Source organism: Achromobacter sp. CF-sbj1-Ac2-l (assembly GCF_052698165.1).
In genome coordinates this window covers 3,141,120-3,158,004 of sequence record NZ_CP199855.1, presented here as the reverse complement: position 1 = coordinate 3,158,004, position 16,885 = coordinate 3,141,120, and the positions used below count along the sequence as shown (strand labels likewise).

Genomic DNA, 16,885 nt, shown 5'->3' with positions numbered 1-16,885 from the left:
AATACCCATAAATTTGACACATAAATAGTTGATTCCTAGACTAATTTTCATGAGCCGCGGCAGTGATCACGCGGCCGCCGACAACAAGGGGAAGAGCACGTCATGCATGCATTGACTTTGCCGTCGCTGTTGCGCGACCAGGCGGCACGCCAGGGAACGCGGCCGTGGATCCAGGCGCCGGGCGGCGCGCTGCGTTACGCCGAGGCGCCCGAGCACGCGGCCCGCTGGGCGGCGCTGCTGGCCCAGGCCGGCGTGGGCCGTGGCGACCGTGTCGGCCTGATGGCCGGCAACCGCATCGAGTTCATGTCGCTGGTGCTGGGTTGCGGCTGGCTGGGCGCGGTGGTGGTGCCGATCAACACCGCGTCGCGCGGCATGCAGTTGCAGCACATCCTGGCCAACAGCGGTTGCGTGCTGCTGGTGGCGGATCGGGCCTCCTGTCCGGCACTGGCCGGCCTCGACGCCGCCGGCCTGGCCCTGCGCCAGATCTGGCTGCTGGACGATGGCGCGGACGGCTCGGCCGCCGCTGCGTCCGGCCTGCCGGCCCCCGCCGCCGCGCTGCCGGCCTTGCCGGACGGGCTCGCGCCCGAGGCCGACCTGGGCCCCGGCGATACGCTGGCGATTCTCTACACCTCCGGCACCTCGGGTCTGTCCAAGGGCGTGTGCTGCCCGCACGCGCAATTCCATTGGTGGGGCGTCATCGCCGCCCGCAACCTGGAGATCGGCGCCGACGACGTGCTCTACACCAGCCTGCCGCTGTTCCATACCAACGCGCTGAACGCCTGTTTCCAGGCGCTGGCGACCGGCGCCTCGATCGTCTGCGACGAGCGCTTTTCGGTCAGCCGCTATTTCGAGCGGCTGGCGGCCACGGGCGCCACCGTCACCTATCTGCTGGGCGCGATGGTGCCGATGTTGCTGGCGCGTGAAACGTCGGCGGCCGAACGCGGCCACCGCACCCGCATCGCGCTGGCGCCGGGCGTGCCCGAACGCTTCCATGCCGTCTTCACCGAGCGCACTGGCATCGCGCTGCTGGAAGGCTACGGCTCCACTGAAACCAACTTTGCGCTGGGCGGCACGCTGGCCGAGCAGCGGCCGGGCGCGATGGGCCGGGTCGCGCCCGAGTTCGACGCCATCGTCGCGGACGAGCACGACGCGCCGCTGCCGGACGGCGAGGCCGGCGAACTGCTGCTGCGGGCGCGGCCGCCGTTCGCCATCGCCACCGGCTACTTCGGCATGGCCGACAAGACGGTCGAGGCCTGGCGCAACCTGTGGTTCCACACCGGCGACCGCGTGGTGCGCGACGCCGACGGCTACTTCCGCTTCCTGGACCGCATGAAGGACGCGATCCGCCGGCGCGGCGAGAACATCTCGTCGTACGAGGTCGAGCAGGTGCTGCTGGCGCATCCGTCGGTGGCAGTGGCGGCGGTCTACGCCGTGCGCTCGGAGCTGGCCGAGGACGAGGTCATGGCGGCGCTGGTCTGCAAGCCGGGCTGTGCGCTCACGCCCGAGGCGCTGCTGGATTTCTGCCAGCCGCGCATGCCGTATTTCGCCGTGCCGCGCTACCTGCGCGTGCTGGACGACCTGCCGCGCACCGAGAACGGCAAGGTCCGCAAGTTCCGGTTGCGCGATGAGGGCGTGACGGGCGACACCTGGGATCGCGACGCCGCCGGCTACCGCGTGGCGCGCTGAATCCCGTCCATATATATATAAAACAAGGGGTAAGACCATGACGTTGGCATACCAGGGCGCGGCGCAGAGCGCCGACGAGCAGGCCCGCAGGAAGCGCACGCGGCGGGTGGTGATGGCGTCCGTCGCGGGCAACGCGATGGAGTGGTACGACTTTTTCATCTACGGCACGGCGGCGGCGCTGGTGTTCGGCGAGCTGTTCTTTCCCAAGGGCACCGATCCGCTGCTGGGCACCATGGGCGCCTTCGCCGGCTTTGCGGTGGGCTTTCTGGCGCGGCCGCTGGGCGGCGTGGTCTTCGGCCACATCGGCGACCGCTACGGCCGCAAGCTGGCGCTGGAATGGACGCTGGGCATCATGGGCGCGGCCACCTTCCTGATCGGGCTGTTGCCCACCTATGAGCAGATCGGCATCTGGGCGCCGGTGGCGATGGTGGTGCTGCGCGTGCTGCAAGGCGCGGCGGCCGGCGGCGAATGGGGCGGCGGCGTGCTGCTCATCAGCGAGGCGGTGGGCGGCAAGCGCCGCGGCTATTTTTCGTCGTTCAGCCAGTTGGGCGTGGCGGGCGGCTTTGTGTTGTCTTCCGGCGTCTTCATGCTGGCGCAGCAACTGCCGCAGGAGGCCTTCATGAGCTGGGGCTGGCGCCTGCCGTTCCTCCTGAGCGTGCTGATCTTCGGCATCGGCCTGTACATCCGCAAGCACATCCCGGAAAGCGAAGAATTCGTGCAGGCCAGGAAGACCGCCAAGCGCGGCATGCCGGCGGTGGAGGTGTTCCGCCGCTATCCGCGCCAGGTGTTCACGGCCATGGGGCTGCGCGTGGCGGAGAACGGCGGCTCGTACATCTTCCTGGCGTTCGCGCTGGCCTACGGCAAGTTCCTGGGCATTCCCAATGACGTGATGCTGGGCGGGGTGCTGGCGTCCATGTTCATCGAGCTGGGCACGCTGGTGTGGTTCGGCCACCTGTCGGACCGCATCGGCCGGCGCACCGTCTACCTGATCGGCTCGGCCGGCTTGATGCTGGCGGCGTTTCCGTTCTTCTGGCTGGTGCAGACCAAGGAGCCGGTGTGGATCTTCCTGGCGTTCTTCCTGGGCAATACGGTCTGCCACGCGGCCATGATCGGCACCCAACCGGCGTACTTCGCCGAGCTGTTCCCGGCCGAGGTGCGCTACACCGGCCTGGCGCTCGGCCACGAGCTGGCCTCGGTGTTCGCTGGCGGCCTGTCTCCGCTGATCGCCATGGCGCTGCTGCGCAAGTATGAATCGGCCACGCCGGTGGCGTGGTTTCTGGTGGGGATGGCGGCCATCACGGTCATCACCTTGCTGCTGACGCGCGAGCCGCCGCGCCAGGAATCGGCATGAGCGCCGGTCCCGGCATCGTCGGCGTGGGCGAGACGCCCGCGCTGCGCCATCCCGAGCCCGGCTGCGACACGGCCACGCTGATCGCGCGGGCGGTGCGGCTGGCGCTGGACGACGCCGGGTTGAGGCCGGCGGACGTCGACGGCCTGGGGTTGGCCTCGTTCACGCTGCGCCCCGACCGCGCCATCGACATGGCGTGGCGGCTCGGGCTGACGCTGGACTGGTGCATGCAGGACGAGATGGGCGGCGCCAGCGCCATCAACCTGCTGCGCCACGCCTGGCTGGCGCTGCGGGCCGGGCAGGCGCGCACCATCGTGCTGGTGGCGGGCGACCATTTCAGCGGCGCCGACTTTGCCGCGCTGGTGGGGCGCTATAACCGCAGCGCGCAGGATTACCTGAGCCCCCTGGGCTGCGCCGGACCGAACCCGCTCTTCGCCATGCTGACGCAGCGCCAGATGGCGCAAACCGGCCTGCGGCGGGAGGATTATGGCGCGCTGTGCGTGGCGCAGCGCGCCTGGGCGGCGGGCAATCCCAACGCTGCCTATCGCCAGCCGCTGACGCTGGCGCAGTATCTGGAGGCGCCGATGGTGGCCGAGCCGCTGGGCCGGCTCGATTGCGTGCCGGTGGTCAGCGGCGCCTGCGCGCTGGTGCTGCAGGCGCGGCCGCAAGGCGTGCACGTCGCGCTGCGGGCCAGCGGCGCGCGCTACAACGCCGACCAGCAGGAGGGCGACGGACTGGTGACCGGTATCGCCGGATTCGCGCCCGCGCTGTGGGCCGAGGCTGGCCTCGGGCCGCAAGACATGGACGTGGTCGGCGTGTACGACGATTACCCGGCCATGGCCGTGGCGCAGTTGTGCGACCTGGGCCTGGCGCCGGCGGACGACCTGCCGGGGTTCATTGCGCGCCGCATCGCCTCGCGCGAGTTGCCGGTCAATACGGCGGGCGGCCAGTTGTCGGCGGGACAGGCCGGCACGGCCGGCGGCATGCATGGGCTGGCGGAAGTGGCGCGCCAATTGCTGGGCCGCGCCGGCGCGCGGCAGGTGGCGGGTGCGCGCCACGGCGTGGCGACCGGCTACGGCATGGTGCAGTTGCGCTACGGCATGTGCGCCAACGCCGCGGTGCTGGCCAGGGAGGACGCATGAGTTTCAACGTGATGGAATGCGCGCAGTGCGGGCACCGGGTCTATCCGGCGCGATTGTGGTGCCCGGCGTGCGGACACGAACGGGCGCGCGAGGTGGCGGTGGAGCAAGCTGAACTGCTGGCGTGGACCCGGGTGCCGGGCAAGGGCGGCGATGCCGACGGCGTCTTCGCTACCGTCAATGCGCTGCCGCGCGGGCCGCTGCTGGTGGTGCGCCTGGCGGATATGCCGCAAGGGGTGGGGCAACGCTTGCGTCTGCTGACACGGACGGCGCAAGGGGTGGCGCTGCCCTGGGCGTAAGCGTTGTCCGAGGGCGACGCGGTGCCGGGCGAGGGCTGACAGCCCGGAATCGGCCTTGGCGGGAGCGCGCCGATCAGCGCTGCGCGTCGGCCGCGCGGATCGATTGCAGCCGTTGCGCCAGCGCGGGGCTCGACAGTTCGCCGACGCGCACGTCCATCAGCCGGCCCTGGGCATCGAGGAACAGGGTCGCCGGCAGGCCGCGGTTGCTCATCTGGCGCGAGGCGTCGCCGGCCGGATCGAGCAAGGCGTTGGCAAGCGATGGCGCGTGCTCATCCAGGTATTGGCGGACGGTGGCCGCCGCTTCGCCCTGGTTCAGAAAGACGAAATGGATGTCGGGGTTGGCCGCCTGCGCCTGCTCGAAGGCCGGCATTTCGCGGCGGCACGGCGGGCACCAACTGGCCCACAGGTTCACGACCATCGGCTTGCCGTGAAAGGCGGCCAGCGTGGTGGCGGCGCCGTCCATGTGTTGCAGCGACAGTTCCGCCAACTGCGGCTGCGTCTGGGCCGGCGGCGCCAGCAGGCGGCCGCCGCCGAGCCAGACCGCCGTGCCCAGCGCCATCGCGACCAACACGGCGCGGCGTGGAGCGAGTTGGCGCAGCACGGCGTAGGCGCCGTAGGCCAGCGCCGCGGCCAGTCCGGCGGAACCGGCCCAGCCGCCGTCGCGCAGGTCGAGAATCCTGAGCGGGGCCTGCAGGAAGTGATCGCGGTATTGCCAGACGAAGGTCAGCCGCGCCACCAGCAGGCCCAGCAGCAGGCAGCGCCACAAGACGCGGCTGGCGTCCTCGGCGCGCGCGCCGGCCAGCAGGCGGCTGGCGAGCAGGCCGATGGCGACGGCGGCCGCCAGCAGCGCGAGCTCGATCGGAAACACCAGGGGGCCGAGACGGAGGGCGGGGCTCATGCGGCGCGCTCCCGGCGCGCGGCCACGCCGGGGCGGCCGTTGCTGCGAAATTCCATGGCGTGATGCGAGTAGGGACAAGGCCCAAGGCTAGCACGCCGTTGCGATATGCTTGGGCATCCTTCCCCGCCGTCGTGTGCCCTCGATGAAATCGCTGCCTTCGCTGTTGCCCCTGATCCAAGCGCCGATGGTCGGCTCTTTCAGCCCGCTGACCATCGCCGCATGCCGCGCCGGGGCCCTCGGCTCGCTGGCCTGCGCGGCGCTCGGCCCGGACACGCTGCGCGAGCAGATCGCCGCGATCCGCGCGCAGACCGATGCGCCGTTCAACCTGAATTTCTTCAGCCACACCCCGCCGGCGCCCGACGAGGCGGCCCAGATCCGTTGGCGCGAGACGCTTGCGCCGTACTACCGCGAGGCCGGGCTGGACCTGTCGGCCGCCGGCAGCGGCCCGGGCCGCGCGCCATTCGACGAAGCCATGTGCCAGGTGGTCGAGGAATCGCGCCCGGCGGTGGTCAGCTTCCATTTCGGCCTGCCCGACGACGCGCTGCTGGAGCGGGTGCGGCGCGCCGGCGCCATGGTGCTGTCGTCCGCCACCACCGTCGAGGAGGCGCGCTGGCTCGACGCCCGGGGCGTGGACGCCATCATCGCCCAGGGCGTGGAGGCGGGCGGCCATCGCGGCATGTTCCTGATCGATGACATCGGCGCGCAACCCGGCCTGTACGCCTTGTTGCCGCAGGTGGTGGACGCGGTGGGCGTGCCGGTGATCGCGGCCGGCGGCATCGCCGACGGGCGTGGCAACGCCGCGGCCTTCGCGCTGGGCGCGGCGGCCGCGCAACTGGGCACCGCCTATCTGCTGACGCCGCAGGCCGGCCGTTCAGCCATCCACCGCCAGGCGGTGCTGGCCGCGCGCGACGATGCCACGCGCCTGACCAATCTGTACACCGGCCGCCCGGCGCGCGGGCTGCTGACGCGCTTCATGCGCGAACAGGGACCGATGAGCGCGGCGGCGCCGGCGTTTCCGCTGGCGACCGGGGCGGTCGATCCGCTGCGGGCGGCGGTGGAAAAGACCGGCAGCGGGGATTTCTCGCTGCTGTGGTCGGGCGAGGCCGCGGCGCTGGCGCGCGAGACCGACGCCGAGGCGCTGACCCGCCAGTTGTGGGACGACGCGCTCGACTGCGCGGCCGGCCTGCGCGGGGGCATGGCGGCGCGGGCCGGCTAGGGCCTCGCGGCCTGTCCGGGGGTTGGCGAATGTGCCGTCAGGCGGCGCCTGGGCGTTGACGCCGTTGGGGGCGGGCAACCCGTTCCCTGGCAGGATCTTGTCCGGCGCTATCGCTTGGCCCTATATATGGCCACGATGAAACACATATTTCCAGGGACGCTAAAATAACCGGCTCGCGGCTTTCGTCGAGCCCTCCGGCCTTCTTCATTCCTGCGCCTCGCGCCCTCGATAAATATGAAAAAACTGACTGCTGTTCTTCTCGTGTCCGCCACCACGATGCTGACCGCCTGCGGCCCGTCCGACAACGCGCCGGCCGCCAGCGCGCAGGCCCCGGCCGCCGCCCGCAAGGTCGTCGTCGGTTTGGACGACAACTTCCCGCCCATGGGTTTCCGCGACGCCAACAACCAGATCGTCGGTTTCGACGTCGACATGGCCAAGGAAGCCAGCAAGCGCCTGGGGCTGGAAGTCGAATTCAAGCCGATCGACTGGAGCGCCAAGGAAGCCGAGCTGAACGGCAAGCGCGTCGACGTGCTCTGGAACGGCCTGACCATCACCGAAGAGCGCAAGAAGAACATCAGCTTCACCGCCCCCTACATGGCCAACCACCAGATCATCATCGTCGGCAATGCCTCGCCGGTGAAGGCCAAGGCCGATCTGGCCGGCAAGGTGGTCGGCGCCCAGGACGGCAGCAGCGCCACCGACGCCATCGCCAAGGACCCGGTCGCCGGCAGCATCAAGGAAGTCAAGAAGTTCGGCGACAACGTCACCGCGCTGATGGACCTGGCCGCCGGCCGCCTGGACGCTATCGTGGTCGACGAAGTGGTGGGCCGCTACCTGATCAGCAAGCGCGCCGGCGAATACCGCGTGCTGGACGACAACTTCGGCACCGAAGACTACGGCGTCGGCGTGCGCAAGGACGATACCGAGCTGCTGGCCAAGCTCGACAAGACCCTGGATTCGATGAAGCAGGACGGCACCGCCGGCCGCATCGCCACCCAGTGGTTCGGCGCCAACATCGTCAAGTAAGCTCCCGGGAAACGCCCGGACCGCGCCGCGGTCCGGGCGTTTTTCAGTCCGGCGATTGCCCGCGCCGCCCATCCCGCTCCTGATTTCTCCCGCCGGCAAGGCGCCCACCCATCCGCATGGACTACGTACTCTCCCTCCTGGGACCCCTGGCGCAAGGCGCGAAAGTGACCTTGACGCTGTTCTTCATCACGCTGGCGCTGGCCGTGCCGCTGGGCCTGGTGCTGGCGCTGCTGCGGATCTCCAAGTGGGGCTTCGTCAGCCAGCTGGTCAACGGCTACATCTGGCTGATGCGCGGCACGCCGCTGATGCTGCAGATGCTGTTCATCTACTTCGCGCTGCCGTTCGTGCCGGTGGTGGGGGTGCGCCTGCCCGACTTCCCGGCGGCGGTGGTGGCGTTCGCGCTGAACTACGCGGCCTATTTCGCCGAGATCTTCCGCGCCGGCATCCAGTCGGTGGACCGCGGCCAGTACGAGGGCAGCAAGGTGCTGGGCATGACCTACCTGCAGACGCTGCGCCGCATCGTGCTGCCGCAGATGGTGCAGCGGGTGCTGCCGCCCATGAGCAACGAGACCATCACGCTGGTCAAGGACACCTCCCTGATCTACGTGCTGGCGCTCAACGACATCCTGCGCACCGCGCGCGGCATCGTGCAGCGCGACTTCACGACCACGCCGTTCCTGGTCGCGGCCGCCTTCTATCTCATCATGACGCTGGTGTTGACGTGGTTCTTCCAGCGTATGGAAAAGCGCTATGCCAAATACGACCAGTAATCCGTCCGCCGGCGGTCGCGGCGCCATGATCTCGGCGCGCGGCATCGTCAAGTCGTTCGGCGCCAACCGGGTGCTGGACCAGGTCTCGCTGGAATTGGGCAAGGGCGAGGTGGTGGCGGTGATCGGGCCGTCGGGCTCGGGCAAGAGCACCTTCCTGCGCTGCCTGAACCACCTGGAGACCATCGACGACGGCACCATCGAGATCGAGGGCGAAGCCCTGGCCACGGCGGTGCCGGGCGGCCAGAGCCGCTACGCCAGCGATGGCGACGTGCGCCGCATCTGCCGCAAGATGGGCATGGTGTTCCAGTCGTTCAACCTGTTCCCGCACATGACCGTGCTGCAGAACATCATCGAAGCGCCCATGATCGTCAAGGGCATGCCGCGCGCCGCCATCGTGCCCAAGGCCGAGGAATTGCTGCGCAAGGTCGGCCTGCTGAACAAGCGCGACAACTATCCCACACGCCTGTCCGGCGGCCAGAAGCAGCGCGTGGCCATCGCCCGCGCGCTGGCGATGGAACCCGACATCATGCTGTTCGACGAGCCGACCTCGGCGCTCGACCCCGAGCTGACCGGCGAAGTGCTGCGCACCATGCGCCAGCTGGCCGACGAGCACATGACCATGCTGGTCGTGACCCACGAAATGGGTTTCGCCCGCGAAGTGGCGCACCGCGTCATCTTCATGGACGAGGGCCGCATCGTCGAAGAGGCGCCGTCGGCCGACTTCTTCCGCGCGCCCCAGCATCCGCGCAGCCGCGAGTTCCTGGCGCACATGCTGTAAGGGCGGTATCGGCGCCGGGCGGCTTGGCGCGGTCTGGGCGCCGCCGGCGCGCCGGCCTCAGCCCTGGCCGCCGCGCCGGGGCACGACCATGGGGCTGCCGGTCTCCGGATCCGGCAGCACCCGGCATTCCAGATCGAACACCTGCCGCATGGCGTCCTCCGTGACCACCTGGCGCACCTCGCCCTGCGCGGCGATGCGGCCGGACCGCATCATGACGACCCGGTCGGCATAGCGGAACGCCAGGTTCAGGTCATGCAGCACCACCACCAGCGTGCGGCCGGCGCGGTGCAGTCGCGCGCACAGCTCCAGCAGGTCGATCTGGTGGCGGATGTCCAGGAACGTGGTGGGTTCGTCCAGCAGCATGATGCCGGCGTCCTGCGCCAGCACCAGCGCCAACCAGGCGCGTTGGCGCTGGCCGCCGGACAGCGTGTGCACGGGATGATCGGCCAGGTCCGCCAGGTCGGTGTCGGCCAGCGCCGCGTCGACCGCCCGGGCGTCGGCGGGCGACCACTGCCGCAACAGGGTCTGGTGCGGATAACGGCCGCGCGCCACCAGGTCGCGCACCGTGATCATTTCCGGGGCCACCGGGTTCTGCGGCAGATAGGCCAGGCGCCGCGCCACCGCCTTGCGCCGCAGGCTGGCCAGGTCCGCGCCGTCCAGCAGCGCCTGGCCCTGGCTGGGCGCCAGCGCGCCGCCGAGCACCCGCAGGAGCGTGGACTTGCCGCAGCCGTTGGGGCCGACCACCGCCGTGAACGCGCCCGGGGCCACCGTGAGCGACAGGTCGCGCAGCACGGGCCTGTCGCCGTAGGACAGGTGGACTTGCCGCAGTTGCAGCGCGGACGCGCCGGGGGAAGGGGGGGTCACGTGGAGGTCTTGCGCCATTCGAGTACCAGCAGGAAAGCAAGATAGACGCCGCCGATGCCGGCGGTCAGGACGCCGACCGGCAGCCCGTTGGGGCCAGCCAGGCGGGTCAGCAGGTCGGCGCCGGCCAGCAGCACGGCGCCGGTCAGGGCCGCCAGCAGCGGTTGCGGGCCGCTCGCGGGCACGCAGCGGCGGGCGATCTGCGGCGCCGCCAGGGCGATGAAGGCGATCGGCCCGGCCACCGCGACCGCGGCGGCCGCGGCCAGTACCGCCACCAGCGTGGCCGCCAGGCGGCTGCGGGCCGGCGGCGCGCCCAGGGCCTGGGCCAGGTCATCGCCCATCTCCAGCAGGCGCAGGCGGGCGCACAGCGCCAGCGCCAGCGGCAGCAGCACGGCGCAGGCCGATCCGATCAGGGCAACGTCGTGCCAGGTCCTGCCGGCCAGGCTGCCGTTGAGCCAGGTGGCCGCCAGATAGGCCTGTTCTCGCCGCAGGTTGGACAGGCCGTATTGCACGAAGGCGAAGGCGATCGCACCCACGGCGATGCCGGCGATGACCATGCGCTGCGGCGCGGCGAAGCCGGCGCCGGAGCCGAACCAGACGCCGGCCGTGGCCAGCAGCGCGCCCGCCGCCGCGCCCCAGGCCACCGGCATCAGGCCCGGCCAGACCATGGCCACCGCCACGGCGCCGGCGGAGGCGCCAGCCGTCAGGCCGATGACGTCGGGGCTGCCCAGCGGATTGCGCGTCAGGCTCTGGAACAGCGCGCCCGACAGGCCCAGCGCGGCGCCCGCCCCCAGCGCCGACAGGGCGCGCGGCAGGCGCACCGTTTGCACCAGCCATTGCTCCACGGCGCCGCCGCTGCCTCGCAGCGCCTGCCACATCGCGGCCCAGGACAAGCCGGGGTCGCCGGCGCGCAAAGCGGTGACGAACAGGACGCCGGCCATCGCCAGCAGCAGCGCGGCGCAGGCCAGTGAGCGCGGCGCGACAGGCCAGGCCAGCCACGCCCCGATGCGCAGCAGCGGGCGGCGGCGAGCGGCCATGGCCGGCGCGGCGCGGGTCATGCCGGGCTCCGCGCGCGGCTGCGCAACGCCGCCAACAGGAAGGGCGCGCCGATGAAGGCGACCACTACGCCGGTGAGCAGCTCCGCGGGCGCGCGCAGCAGCCGCGCCAGGATGTCGGCCACCAGCATCAGCAGCGGGCCCAGCACCACGCAGTACGCCAGCAGCCAGCGCAGGTCCGGCCCCGCGTGGCGGCGGGCGATATGCGGCACGGCCAGGCCCACGAAGGCGATGGGGCCGGCGGCGGCGGTGGCGGCCGCGGCCAGCACCGCCACGCACAGCAGGCCCAGCGCGCGATACAGGCCGGCGCGCAGGCCCAGCGCCTGCGCCAGCGCGTGGCCCAGCGCCAGCAGATTGAGCGGCCGCGCCAGGCCCGCGGCCAGCAGCAGGCCAAAACCGATGTAGGGCACGGCGCGCCATGCCGCGTCGAGCGATTGGCCCGCCAGCGATCCCACGGCCCAGAAGCGGTAGGCATCGAAAATGTCGTCGCGCAGCAGCGCCACCGCCTGCACATAGGCGAACAGCACCGCGTTGACGGCGGCGCCGGCCAGGATCAGCCGCACCGGTTGCAGCCCGCGGCCGCCGGCGCCGATCAGGTACACCGCCGCCGCGGCGCCCAGCGAGCCGGGCAGCGCGGCCCAGAATGGATGCGCCGGCAGGCCGCCCAGGACCAGCGCGGCGGTCACGATGGACGCGGCCGCGCCGGCATTCACCCCGAGCAGGCCCGGCTCGGCCAGCGGATTGCGGGTCAGCGCCTGGATCAGCGCCCCAGCGACCGCCAGGGCCGCGCCGCTCAGCACGGCCAGCAGGGTGCGCGGAATGCGCGAGGCCACTACCAGCGCCGCGTGGCTGTCGTCGGGCTGCAGCAGCGCGCGCCAGACCGTGGCCGCCGACAGGCCGCGCGAGCCGAGCCACAGGCTTGCCAGCACGGCGGCGGCCAACAGCATACAGGCGCCCAGCAGCAGTGGCGCGCGCAGGCGTGGGCTGTGGGAGGGCGTGCCATCGACGCGCGCCGCGCGGGGCTGGCGCGGCGGCATCAGGGCGCGGCTCCGCCGGCCTGGGCATGACGCGCGGCCTGCGCCAGTTGCGGCGCCAGCCGGTCGAGCATCCAGGCCACCGCCAGCGGCGTGCCGGATGACGAGGCCATGACCAGCGCCGGGTCGCTCAGCGCCACGTAGGCGCCGCGCCGCACCGCGGCAATCGAGGCATACAGGGGCAGGGCCGCGGCGCGGTCGCGCTCTTCCGGGGTGTAGAACCAGGACACCAGGATGTCGGCGTCGCCGAGCGCATCGGCGTGCTCGAAGCCCAGGTAGTGGGCGAAATGCCCGGCGCTGGCCCGCAGGCCGCGCACCGACGGCGCCAGGGTCAGGCCCATGGCCGCGAGCGTATCGACGCGCGGATCGCCGGCGACGTAGGCAGCGAAATTGCCCGAGCCCAGGTCGGCGCGTACATAGGCGAAGGTCTTGCCGGCCAGTTCGGGGTAGCGGCGCGCGGCCTGCGCCAGCGCGTCGTGGATGCGCGCCTTGAGCGGCCCGGCGGCCTCGCGCCTGCCGAGCGCCGTGGCGATCAGGTCGATCTGCGTGTCGACGGGCGTCAGGAACGGCTGGCCGGGATAGGCCACCACCGGCACCAGCCGCGACAGTTGCGCGTAGGCCTCGGGCGTGACGCCGGAGAACGGCGCCAGCACCACGTCCGGGCGCAAGGCGATGATCTTTTCGATATCCAGTTCGGGGTACACCGTGATGCGCTCGGGCAGAGGCTGGCCGGTGGCCTCGATGGCGGCGCGCACCCAGGGCCAGTAATGGTCGGCGTCGCCGCCCCAGTCGGCGCGGCCCACGCCCACCGGCACCACGCCCAGCGCCAGCGCCAGGTCGTCGGCGCCCAGGCCCAGGGTGACGACGCGCCGGGGCGGGGCCGTGATGACCGCCTTGCCAAGCGCGCTGTCAAGCGTCACCGGAAAACCGGCAGCCGGCGCATCGGCGCCGTCGCGCGGCGCGGGGCCGGCCGTGTTCGTAGCGGCGGTGGGCGTCGCGGTGGCGGCGGGCGGCGCGGGCCGGTCGCACGCCGACAGGGTGCAGGCCATGGCCAACGCCGCCGCGCACTGGGCGGCGCGGCGGCGCCAGGGCACCGCGATGAATCGATGCAAACGCATTGTGCCGGGAAGCTCCTTGGTGGGTCGTCAGCCGCCGCTTCAGTACTGCGCGCGCAGCGTCAGCATGACGTTGCGCGGCGCGCCATACCAGCCCTGGCTGTAGAAGCCGATCTGGTCGTAGTACTTGCGGTCGAACACGTTGTTCAGGTTGAGGGTGGCCGAGACCTGCTTGCTGAAGTCGAAGCGGGCCATCAGGTTGACCAGCGCGTAGCTGCCTTGCTCCACGTCCACATTGCCGCGCGGGCTGGCGGCGGAGCGGTAGATGCGGCTTTGCCAGTCGACACCGCCGCCCACGGTCAGGCGGTGCAGATCGCCCGGCAGGCGGTAGGTGGTGTAGACCTTGAACAGGCTGCGCGGATGGCTGGTGTTGATCGGCTTGCCGTCGGCGTCCTTGGCGGTGAAGTGGGTGTAGCTGGCGCCGAGGTTCCAGCCGGGCATGAGCTGGCCGCTGGTCTCCAGTTCGAAGCCTTCGACCTTGGCGCCGGAGACGGCGCGGTACGCCTGGGTGCCGGGCATGCCGATGACCGACTCGCCCGGGATGGCCTGTGCCAGGTTGTTCTGGCGGGTCTGGTACAGCGATGCGGAGGCGTTCAGCAAGCCGTCCAGGTAGGCCGCCTTCAGGCCGACCTCGTAGCTCTTGCCGTCGATCGGCGGCAGGATCGAGCCGCTGGGCGAACGGGCGTTCTGCGGCTGGAAGATCTCCGTGTAGCTGGCGTAGGCCGTGTAGGTGCTGTTGATGTCGTACAGCAGGCCGGCGTAGGGCGTGAACTGGTCGTTGATCTTGTACTGGCGCTTGCTGCCGAAGTAGGTCTGGTTGGTCTCCCAGTTGCTCCAGCGTCCGCCCAGGATCAGGTGCAGCGGATCGGCCAGCGAGAAGCGGCCCACCGCGTAGGCGCCGGTCTGCTTGACGCGAAGGTCGTCCGCGGGCGTCTTGTTGGCGGCCCAGGTGGGTTCGGCGATGTGATCCTGGCGCCAGTCGAAGAAGCTGCCCAGCGCGGGCTTGGCGCCGGTCTGCAGGTACTGGCCGATATTGCTGTGGTCGTTGACGCTCATCCAGCCCAGCGCCAGTTCGTGCTTGCGCCCGAACAACTGGAACGGACCCGACACCGTCAGGTGGATGTCATCGCGCGAACGGTCGCCATCATAGTTGTTGTACGCGCTGGTCATGCCGGCGCCGGTGACGCGGTCGGGGTAGCCGCCGCGGAACAACTGCTTCATGCGGTAGTCGCCATCGTTGTGGCTGTAGGCCGCGCGCACCTTCCAGTCATTGGCGAAGCGATGCGTCAGGTCGACGAAGGTGGTGGTGGACTCGGTGTCGATGCGGGCCCAGCGGGTGTTGTTGGCCACCGAGCGGTTGAAGTCGGTGCGCGAGCCGTCGCTGTAGAACAGCGGAAAGCCGCTGCCGAAACCGTTGCTCTGGTTGCGGGAATACTCGATGCCGGCGGTCAGCACCGTGTCCGGCGTGAGGTCGGCGCTGATGACCCCATAGAAGGTGCGCTTGCGCGAATCCAGGAAGGTCACGTAGCTGTCGCCCTGGTCATAGGCGGCGACGAAGCGCGAGCGGATGCGGCCGCCTTCGGTGACCGGCACCGACAGGTCCAGGTTGCCGCCGACCTGGTTCCAACTGCCGGCGCTGGCGCTGCCGGACAAGGCGAACTCGCGCAGCGGCTTCTTGCGGATGAAGTTGACGGCGGCCGACGGATTGCCTGAACCGGTCATCAGGCCGGTGGCGCCGCGCACGATCTCGACGCGGTCGTAGATGGCCGAGTCGATGTCGGTGGCGCCGTAGTTCCACAGGCTGAGGATGGGCGAGTTCAGGCCGTCGAACTGGAAGTTGTCGATATCGAAGCCGCGCGACGAGAACGCAAAGCGGTTGCTGTCGCTGCGCGAGACCGAAATGCCCGGCGCGCTGGCCAGGATCGCGCCGGTGTCGCGCAGGCCCTGGTCCTCGATCTGCTGGCGCGTCACCACGCTGACGGACTGCGGCGTCTCGCGCGGCGACAGCGTCAGGCCGGTGGCCGTGTTCATGGCATCGGTGGTGTAGGAATGGGTGCCTTCGGTGGTGCCCGGTATGCCGGCGCCGCTGACGGTGACGGCGGGCAGTTGCGCCACGTCGCCGCTATCGGCGCTGGCGGCGCTCTGGGCGGTGGCCTGCTGGTGGGTAAGGGCGGAGCAGAACAGGGCCGTCTGAATCGCGTAGACAAGGGGACGCACCCGGCGCGGACGCGCGGCGGGCAGGGGCGGTACGAACGGCATGAGGACGAGCTCCAGCGGAAAAATTTGGTAATGAGAATTATTGATTTTTACCGTTGTGCTGATGTATGCCGGACGACGCGATGCATATGGAGAATGCCGTTGGCCCGGTGCGCCGCCGCGCGGACATGCCCGCTCGAAACCCGCGGGCCGGCACGCTAGCCCAGGCCGGCCTCGGTCTTGGCCACGGGGGCGGCGCGGCGGTGCAGCCAGGCCCAGCCGATGGCGCTGGCGGCCACGCAGGCCAGCATGGCCGCCGCCAGCCGCAGCGGCTGGCCATAGACCAGCGGCACGCCCCAGCCGCTGGCCACGGAGAACGTCAGCATCTGCATGAAACCCAGCACGGACGCGGCGGTGCCCGACAGGTCCGGCACATGCCCCAGGATGCGCAATGTCATGGCCGGTACGCCCATGGCCAGGCCGCAGGTGTACAGGCCGGGCAGCAGCACCGCCCAGGGCAGGCGCGGCGGCTCGGCGGCGGCCATGTACAGCACATAGGCCAGGCAACTGCCCCCCATCAGCAGATAGGCCAGCAGCGTGATGCGCCCATCCGACCAGTGCCCCGCCTTGCGCGCCGCCAGCAGCGCGCCGGCCATGGCGCCGGCCACCAGCGGCACGAACAGATAGGCGAAATCGGTTTCCGGCAAACCCAGGACGTTGACGATGAAATCGGGCGCCGCCCCGATCAGGAACCCCTGGGCGGCGAACAGCAGGCTGAACGCCGCGCCCAGCGCGGCATAGCGCCGGTTGCCCAGCACGCGCGCATAGTTGCCGCCCAGCGTGCGCCAGGCCAGCGGCTGGCGCCGCTCGGGCGGCAGCGTTTCGGGCAGGCGCCGCGCGCACAGCAGCCAGGCGGCGCCGGCCAGCGCGGTCAGCAGCAGGAACACGGATCGCCAACCCTGGTGCGCGGCCAGGTAGCCGCCCAGGATCGGGGCCAGCGCCGGCGACAGGTTGAACACCAGGATCAGGTAGGACATGGCGCGGCGCGCCACCGCGCCGTCGTAGCAGTCGCGGATGATGGCCTGTCCGACCACGATGCCGGCGCCGGCCGACAGGCCCTGCACCGCGCGCCCGGCCAGCAGCCAGCCGAAGCTCGGCGCCAGCGCCGCCATCAGCGCGCCGGCGACGTACACCCCCAGCGCCGTGAGCACGACGCGGCGCCGTCCCAGCGAGTCGGACAGCGTGCCATGCAGCAGCAGCATGGAGGCATAGCACGCCATGTACACGCCCAGCGTCAGTTGTACGGTTTCCTGCGGAACGGCGAATTCCCGGCCCAGCGCCCCGAATGCGGGCAGGTACGCGTCGATGGTGGCGGGGGCGACACAGGACAGCAGGCCCAGCATCAACACCATGACGGGAAAGGAAGGCAGGGGTTCGCGGCGTGACACGACGGCATCCATGGCA

General features: G+C 70.9%; 15 protein-coding genes. 8 read left to right on the top strand and 7 right to left on the bottom strand.

The features are described 5' to 3' along the window. The first annotated feature begins 102 nt into the window (after positions 1-102). Genes ACUDCK_RS14415 through ACUDCK_RS14400 form a run of 4 tightly spaced genes read left to right on the top strand, consistent with a single transcriptional unit; the run spans position 103 to position 4,472 of the window. Entirely contained in the window at positions 103-1,686 is a 1,584-nt protein-coding gene (locus ACUDCK_RS14415; RefSeq protein WP_175143863.1) for an ATP-dependent acyl-CoA ligase, read from the top strand. A 37-nt stretch (positions 1,687-1,723) separates the two neighbouring features. Then, complete coding sequence (locus tag ACUDCK_RS14410; RefSeq protein WP_175167956.1) at positions 1,724-3,037, top strand: MFS transporter; 1,314 nt, start codon at positions 1,724-1,726, stop codon at positions 3,035-3,037. After that, entirely contained in the window at positions 3,034-4,176 is a 1,143-nt protein-coding gene (locus tag ACUDCK_RS14405) for a thiolase family protein (protein WP_064525261.1), read from the top strand. Before ACUDCK_RS14410 ends, ACUDCK_RS14405 begins: the two co-directional genes overlap by 4 nt. After that, positions 4,173-4,472 carry a zinc ribbon domain-containing protein gene (locus ACUDCK_RS14400; RefSeq protein WP_175143865.1) on the top strand — a complete coding sequence of 100 codons (300 nt, stop codon included), beginning with the start codon at positions 4,173-4,175 and terminating at the stop codon, positions 4,470-4,472. The genes ACUDCK_RS14405 and ACUDCK_RS14400 overlap by 4 nt, the downstream gene beginning before the upstream one ends. Positions 4,473-4,545: 73 nt before the next feature. On the opposite strand, the gene ACUDCK_RS14395 is transcribed toward ACUDCK_RS14400, so the two are convergent. Beyond that, positions 4,546-5,370 carry a TlpA family protein disulfide reductase gene (locus tag ACUDCK_RS14395; RefSeq protein ID WP_175167955.1) on the bottom strand — a complete coding sequence of 275 codons (825 nt, stop codon included), beginning with the start codon at positions 5,368-5,370 and terminating at the stop codon, positions 4,546-4,548. Positions 5,371-5,512: 142 nt separating this feature from the next. On the opposite strand from ACUDCK_RS14395, the gene ACUDCK_RS14390 reads away from it, so the two are divergent. The 4 genes from ACUDCK_RS14390 (at position 5,513) to ACUDCK_RS14375 (ending at position 9,160) form a co-directional block, all read left to right on the top strand. Beyond that, positions 5,513-6,586, top strand: coding sequence for an NAD(P)H-dependent flavin oxidoreductase (locus ACUDCK_RS14390; RefSeq protein ID WP_175167954.1), 1,074 nt, complete (start codon positions 5,513-5,515; stop codon positions 6,584-6,586). A 234-nt stretch (positions 6,587-6,820) separates the two neighbouring features. Further along, the gene (locus ACUDCK_RS14385) at positions 6,821-7,612 is read left to right on the top strand and encodes an amino acid ABC transporter substrate-binding protein (protein WP_049073911.1); all 792 of its coding nucleotides are present in this window, start codon (positions 6,821-6,823) and stop codon (positions 7,610-7,612) included. A gap of 116 nt (positions 7,613-7,728) precedes the next feature. Beyond that, positions 7,729-8,382 carry an amino acid ABC transporter permease gene (locus tag ACUDCK_RS14380; protein ID WP_006384524.1) on the top strand — a complete coding sequence of 218 codons (654 nt, stop codon included), beginning with the start codon at positions 7,729-7,731 and terminating at the stop codon, positions 8,380-8,382. A gap of 25 nt (positions 8,383-8,407) precedes the next feature. Beyond that, entirely contained in the window at positions 8,408-9,160 is a 753-nt protein-coding gene (locus ACUDCK_RS14375; protein ID WP_026383076.1) for an amino acid ABC transporter ATP-binding protein, read from the top strand. Between the two features lie 57 nt (positions 9,161-9,217). Here the strand turns inward: ACUDCK_RS14375 and ACUDCK_RS14370 are convergent, their stop codons facing one another. The 6 genes from ACUDCK_RS14370 to ACUDCK_RS14345 all read right to left on the bottom strand — a co-directional run bounded on the left by ACUDCK_RS14370 (position 9,218) and on the right by ACUDCK_RS14345 (position 16,869). Continuing rightward, positions 9,218-10,042, bottom strand: coding sequence for an ABC transporter ATP-binding protein (locus tag ACUDCK_RS14370; protein ID WP_144657429.1), 825 nt, complete (start codon positions 10,040-10,042; stop codon positions 9,218-9,220). After that, a complete protein-coding gene (locus tag ACUDCK_RS14365; protein ID WP_054504189.1) occupies positions 10,021-11,079 on the bottom strand; it encodes a FecCD family ABC transporter permease in 1,059 nt (352 codons plus the stop codon). The genes ACUDCK_RS14370 and ACUDCK_RS14365 overlap by 22 nt, the downstream gene beginning before the upstream one ends. Beyond that, on the bottom strand, positions 11,076-12,113 hold the full coding sequence (locus ACUDCK_RS14360) for a FecCD family ABC transporter permease (protein ID WP_244976942.1): 1,038 nt from the start codon (positions 12,111-12,113) through the stop codon (positions 11,076-11,078). Before ACUDCK_RS14360 ends, ACUDCK_RS14365 begins: the two co-directional genes overlap by 4 nt. Continuing rightward, on the bottom strand, positions 12,113-13,228 hold the full coding sequence (locus ACUDCK_RS14355; protein ID WP_244976941.1) for an ABC transporter substrate-binding protein: 1,116 nt from the start codon (positions 13,226-13,228) through the stop codon (positions 12,113-12,115). The genes ACUDCK_RS14360 and ACUDCK_RS14355 overlap by 1 nt, the downstream gene beginning before the upstream one ends. Positions 13,229-13,267: 39 nt before the next feature. After that, positions 13,268-15,484 (bottom strand): TonB-dependent alcaligin siderophore receptor FauA, encoded by a 2,217-nt coding sequence (gene fauA, locus ACUDCK_RS14350; protein ID WP_155755521.1) that lies wholly within the window; start codon positions 15,482-15,484, stop codon positions 13,268-13,270. Between the two features lie 155 nt (positions 15,485-15,639). Further along, positions 15,640-16,869: a multidrug effflux MFS transporter gene (locus ACUDCK_RS14345; protein ID WP_054504313.1), complete on the bottom strand. Its 1,230-nt coding sequence runs from the start codon at positions 16,867-16,869 to the stop codon at positions 15,640-15,642. Positions 16,870-16,885: the final 16 nt, after the last annotated feature.

What these genes read in the sequence shown, in the direction of transcription:
- fauA (WP_155755521.1), bottom strand. Translation starts at nt 15,484, where the DNA reads ATGCCGTTCGTACCGCCCCTGCCCGCCGCGCGTCCGCGCCGGGTGCGT.
- ACUDCK_RS14355 (WP_244976941.1), bottom strand. Translation starts at nt 13,228, where the DNA reads ATGCGTTTGCATCGATTCATCGCGGTGCCCTGGCGCCGCCGCGCCGCC.
- ACUDCK_RS14370 (WP_144657429.1), bottom strand. Translation starts at nt 10,042, where the DNA reads ATGGCGCAAGACCTCCACGTGACCCCCCCTTCCCCCGGCGCGTCCGCG.
- ACUDCK_RS14405 (WP_064525261.1), top strand. Translation starts at nt 3,034, where the DNA reads ATGAGCGCCGGTCCCGGCATCGTCGGCGTGGGCGAGACGCCCGCGCTG.
- ACUDCK_RS14415 (WP_175143863.1), top strand. Translation starts at nt 103, where the DNA reads ATGCATGCATTGACTTTGCCGTCGCTGTTGCGCGACCAGGCGGCACGC.
- ACUDCK_RS14385 (WP_049073911.1), top strand. Translation starts at nt 6,821, where the DNA reads ATGAAAAAACTGACTGCTGTTCTTCTCGTGTCCGCCACCACGATGCTG.
- ACUDCK_RS14380 (WP_006384524.1), top strand. Translation starts at nt 7,729, where the DNA reads ATGGACTACGTACTCTCCCTCCTGGGACCCCTGGCGCAAGGCGCGAAA.
- ACUDCK_RS14360 (WP_244976942.1), bottom strand. Translation starts at nt 12,113, where the DNA reads ATGCCGCCGCGCCAGCCCCGCGCGGCGCGCGTCGATGGCACGCCCTCC.
- ACUDCK_RS14390 (WP_175167954.1), top strand. Translation starts at nt 5,513, where the DNA reads ATGAAATCGCTGCCTTCGCTGTTGCCCCTGATCCAAGCGCCGATGGTC.
- ACUDCK_RS14365 (WP_054504189.1), bottom strand. Translation starts at nt 11,079, where the DNA reads ATGACCCGCGCCGCGCCGGCCATGGCCGCTCGCCGCCGCCCGCTGCTG.
- ACUDCK_RS14375 (WP_026383076.1), top strand. Translation starts at nt 8,408, where the DNA reads ATGATCTCGGCGCGCGGCATCGTCAAGTCGTTCGGCGCCAACCGGGTG.
- ACUDCK_RS14395 (WP_175167955.1), bottom strand. Translation starts at nt 5,370, where the DNA reads ATGAGCCCCGCCCTCCGTCTCGGCCCCCTGGTGTTTCCGATCGAGCTC.
- ACUDCK_RS14400 (WP_175143865.1), top strand. Translation starts at nt 4,173, where the DNA reads ATGAGTTTCAACGTGATGGAATGCGCGCAGTGCGGGCACCGGGTCTAT.
- ACUDCK_RS14410 (WP_175167956.1), top strand. Translation starts at nt 1,724, where the DNA reads ATGACGTTGGCATACCAGGGCGCGGCGCAGAGCGCCGACGAGCAGGCC.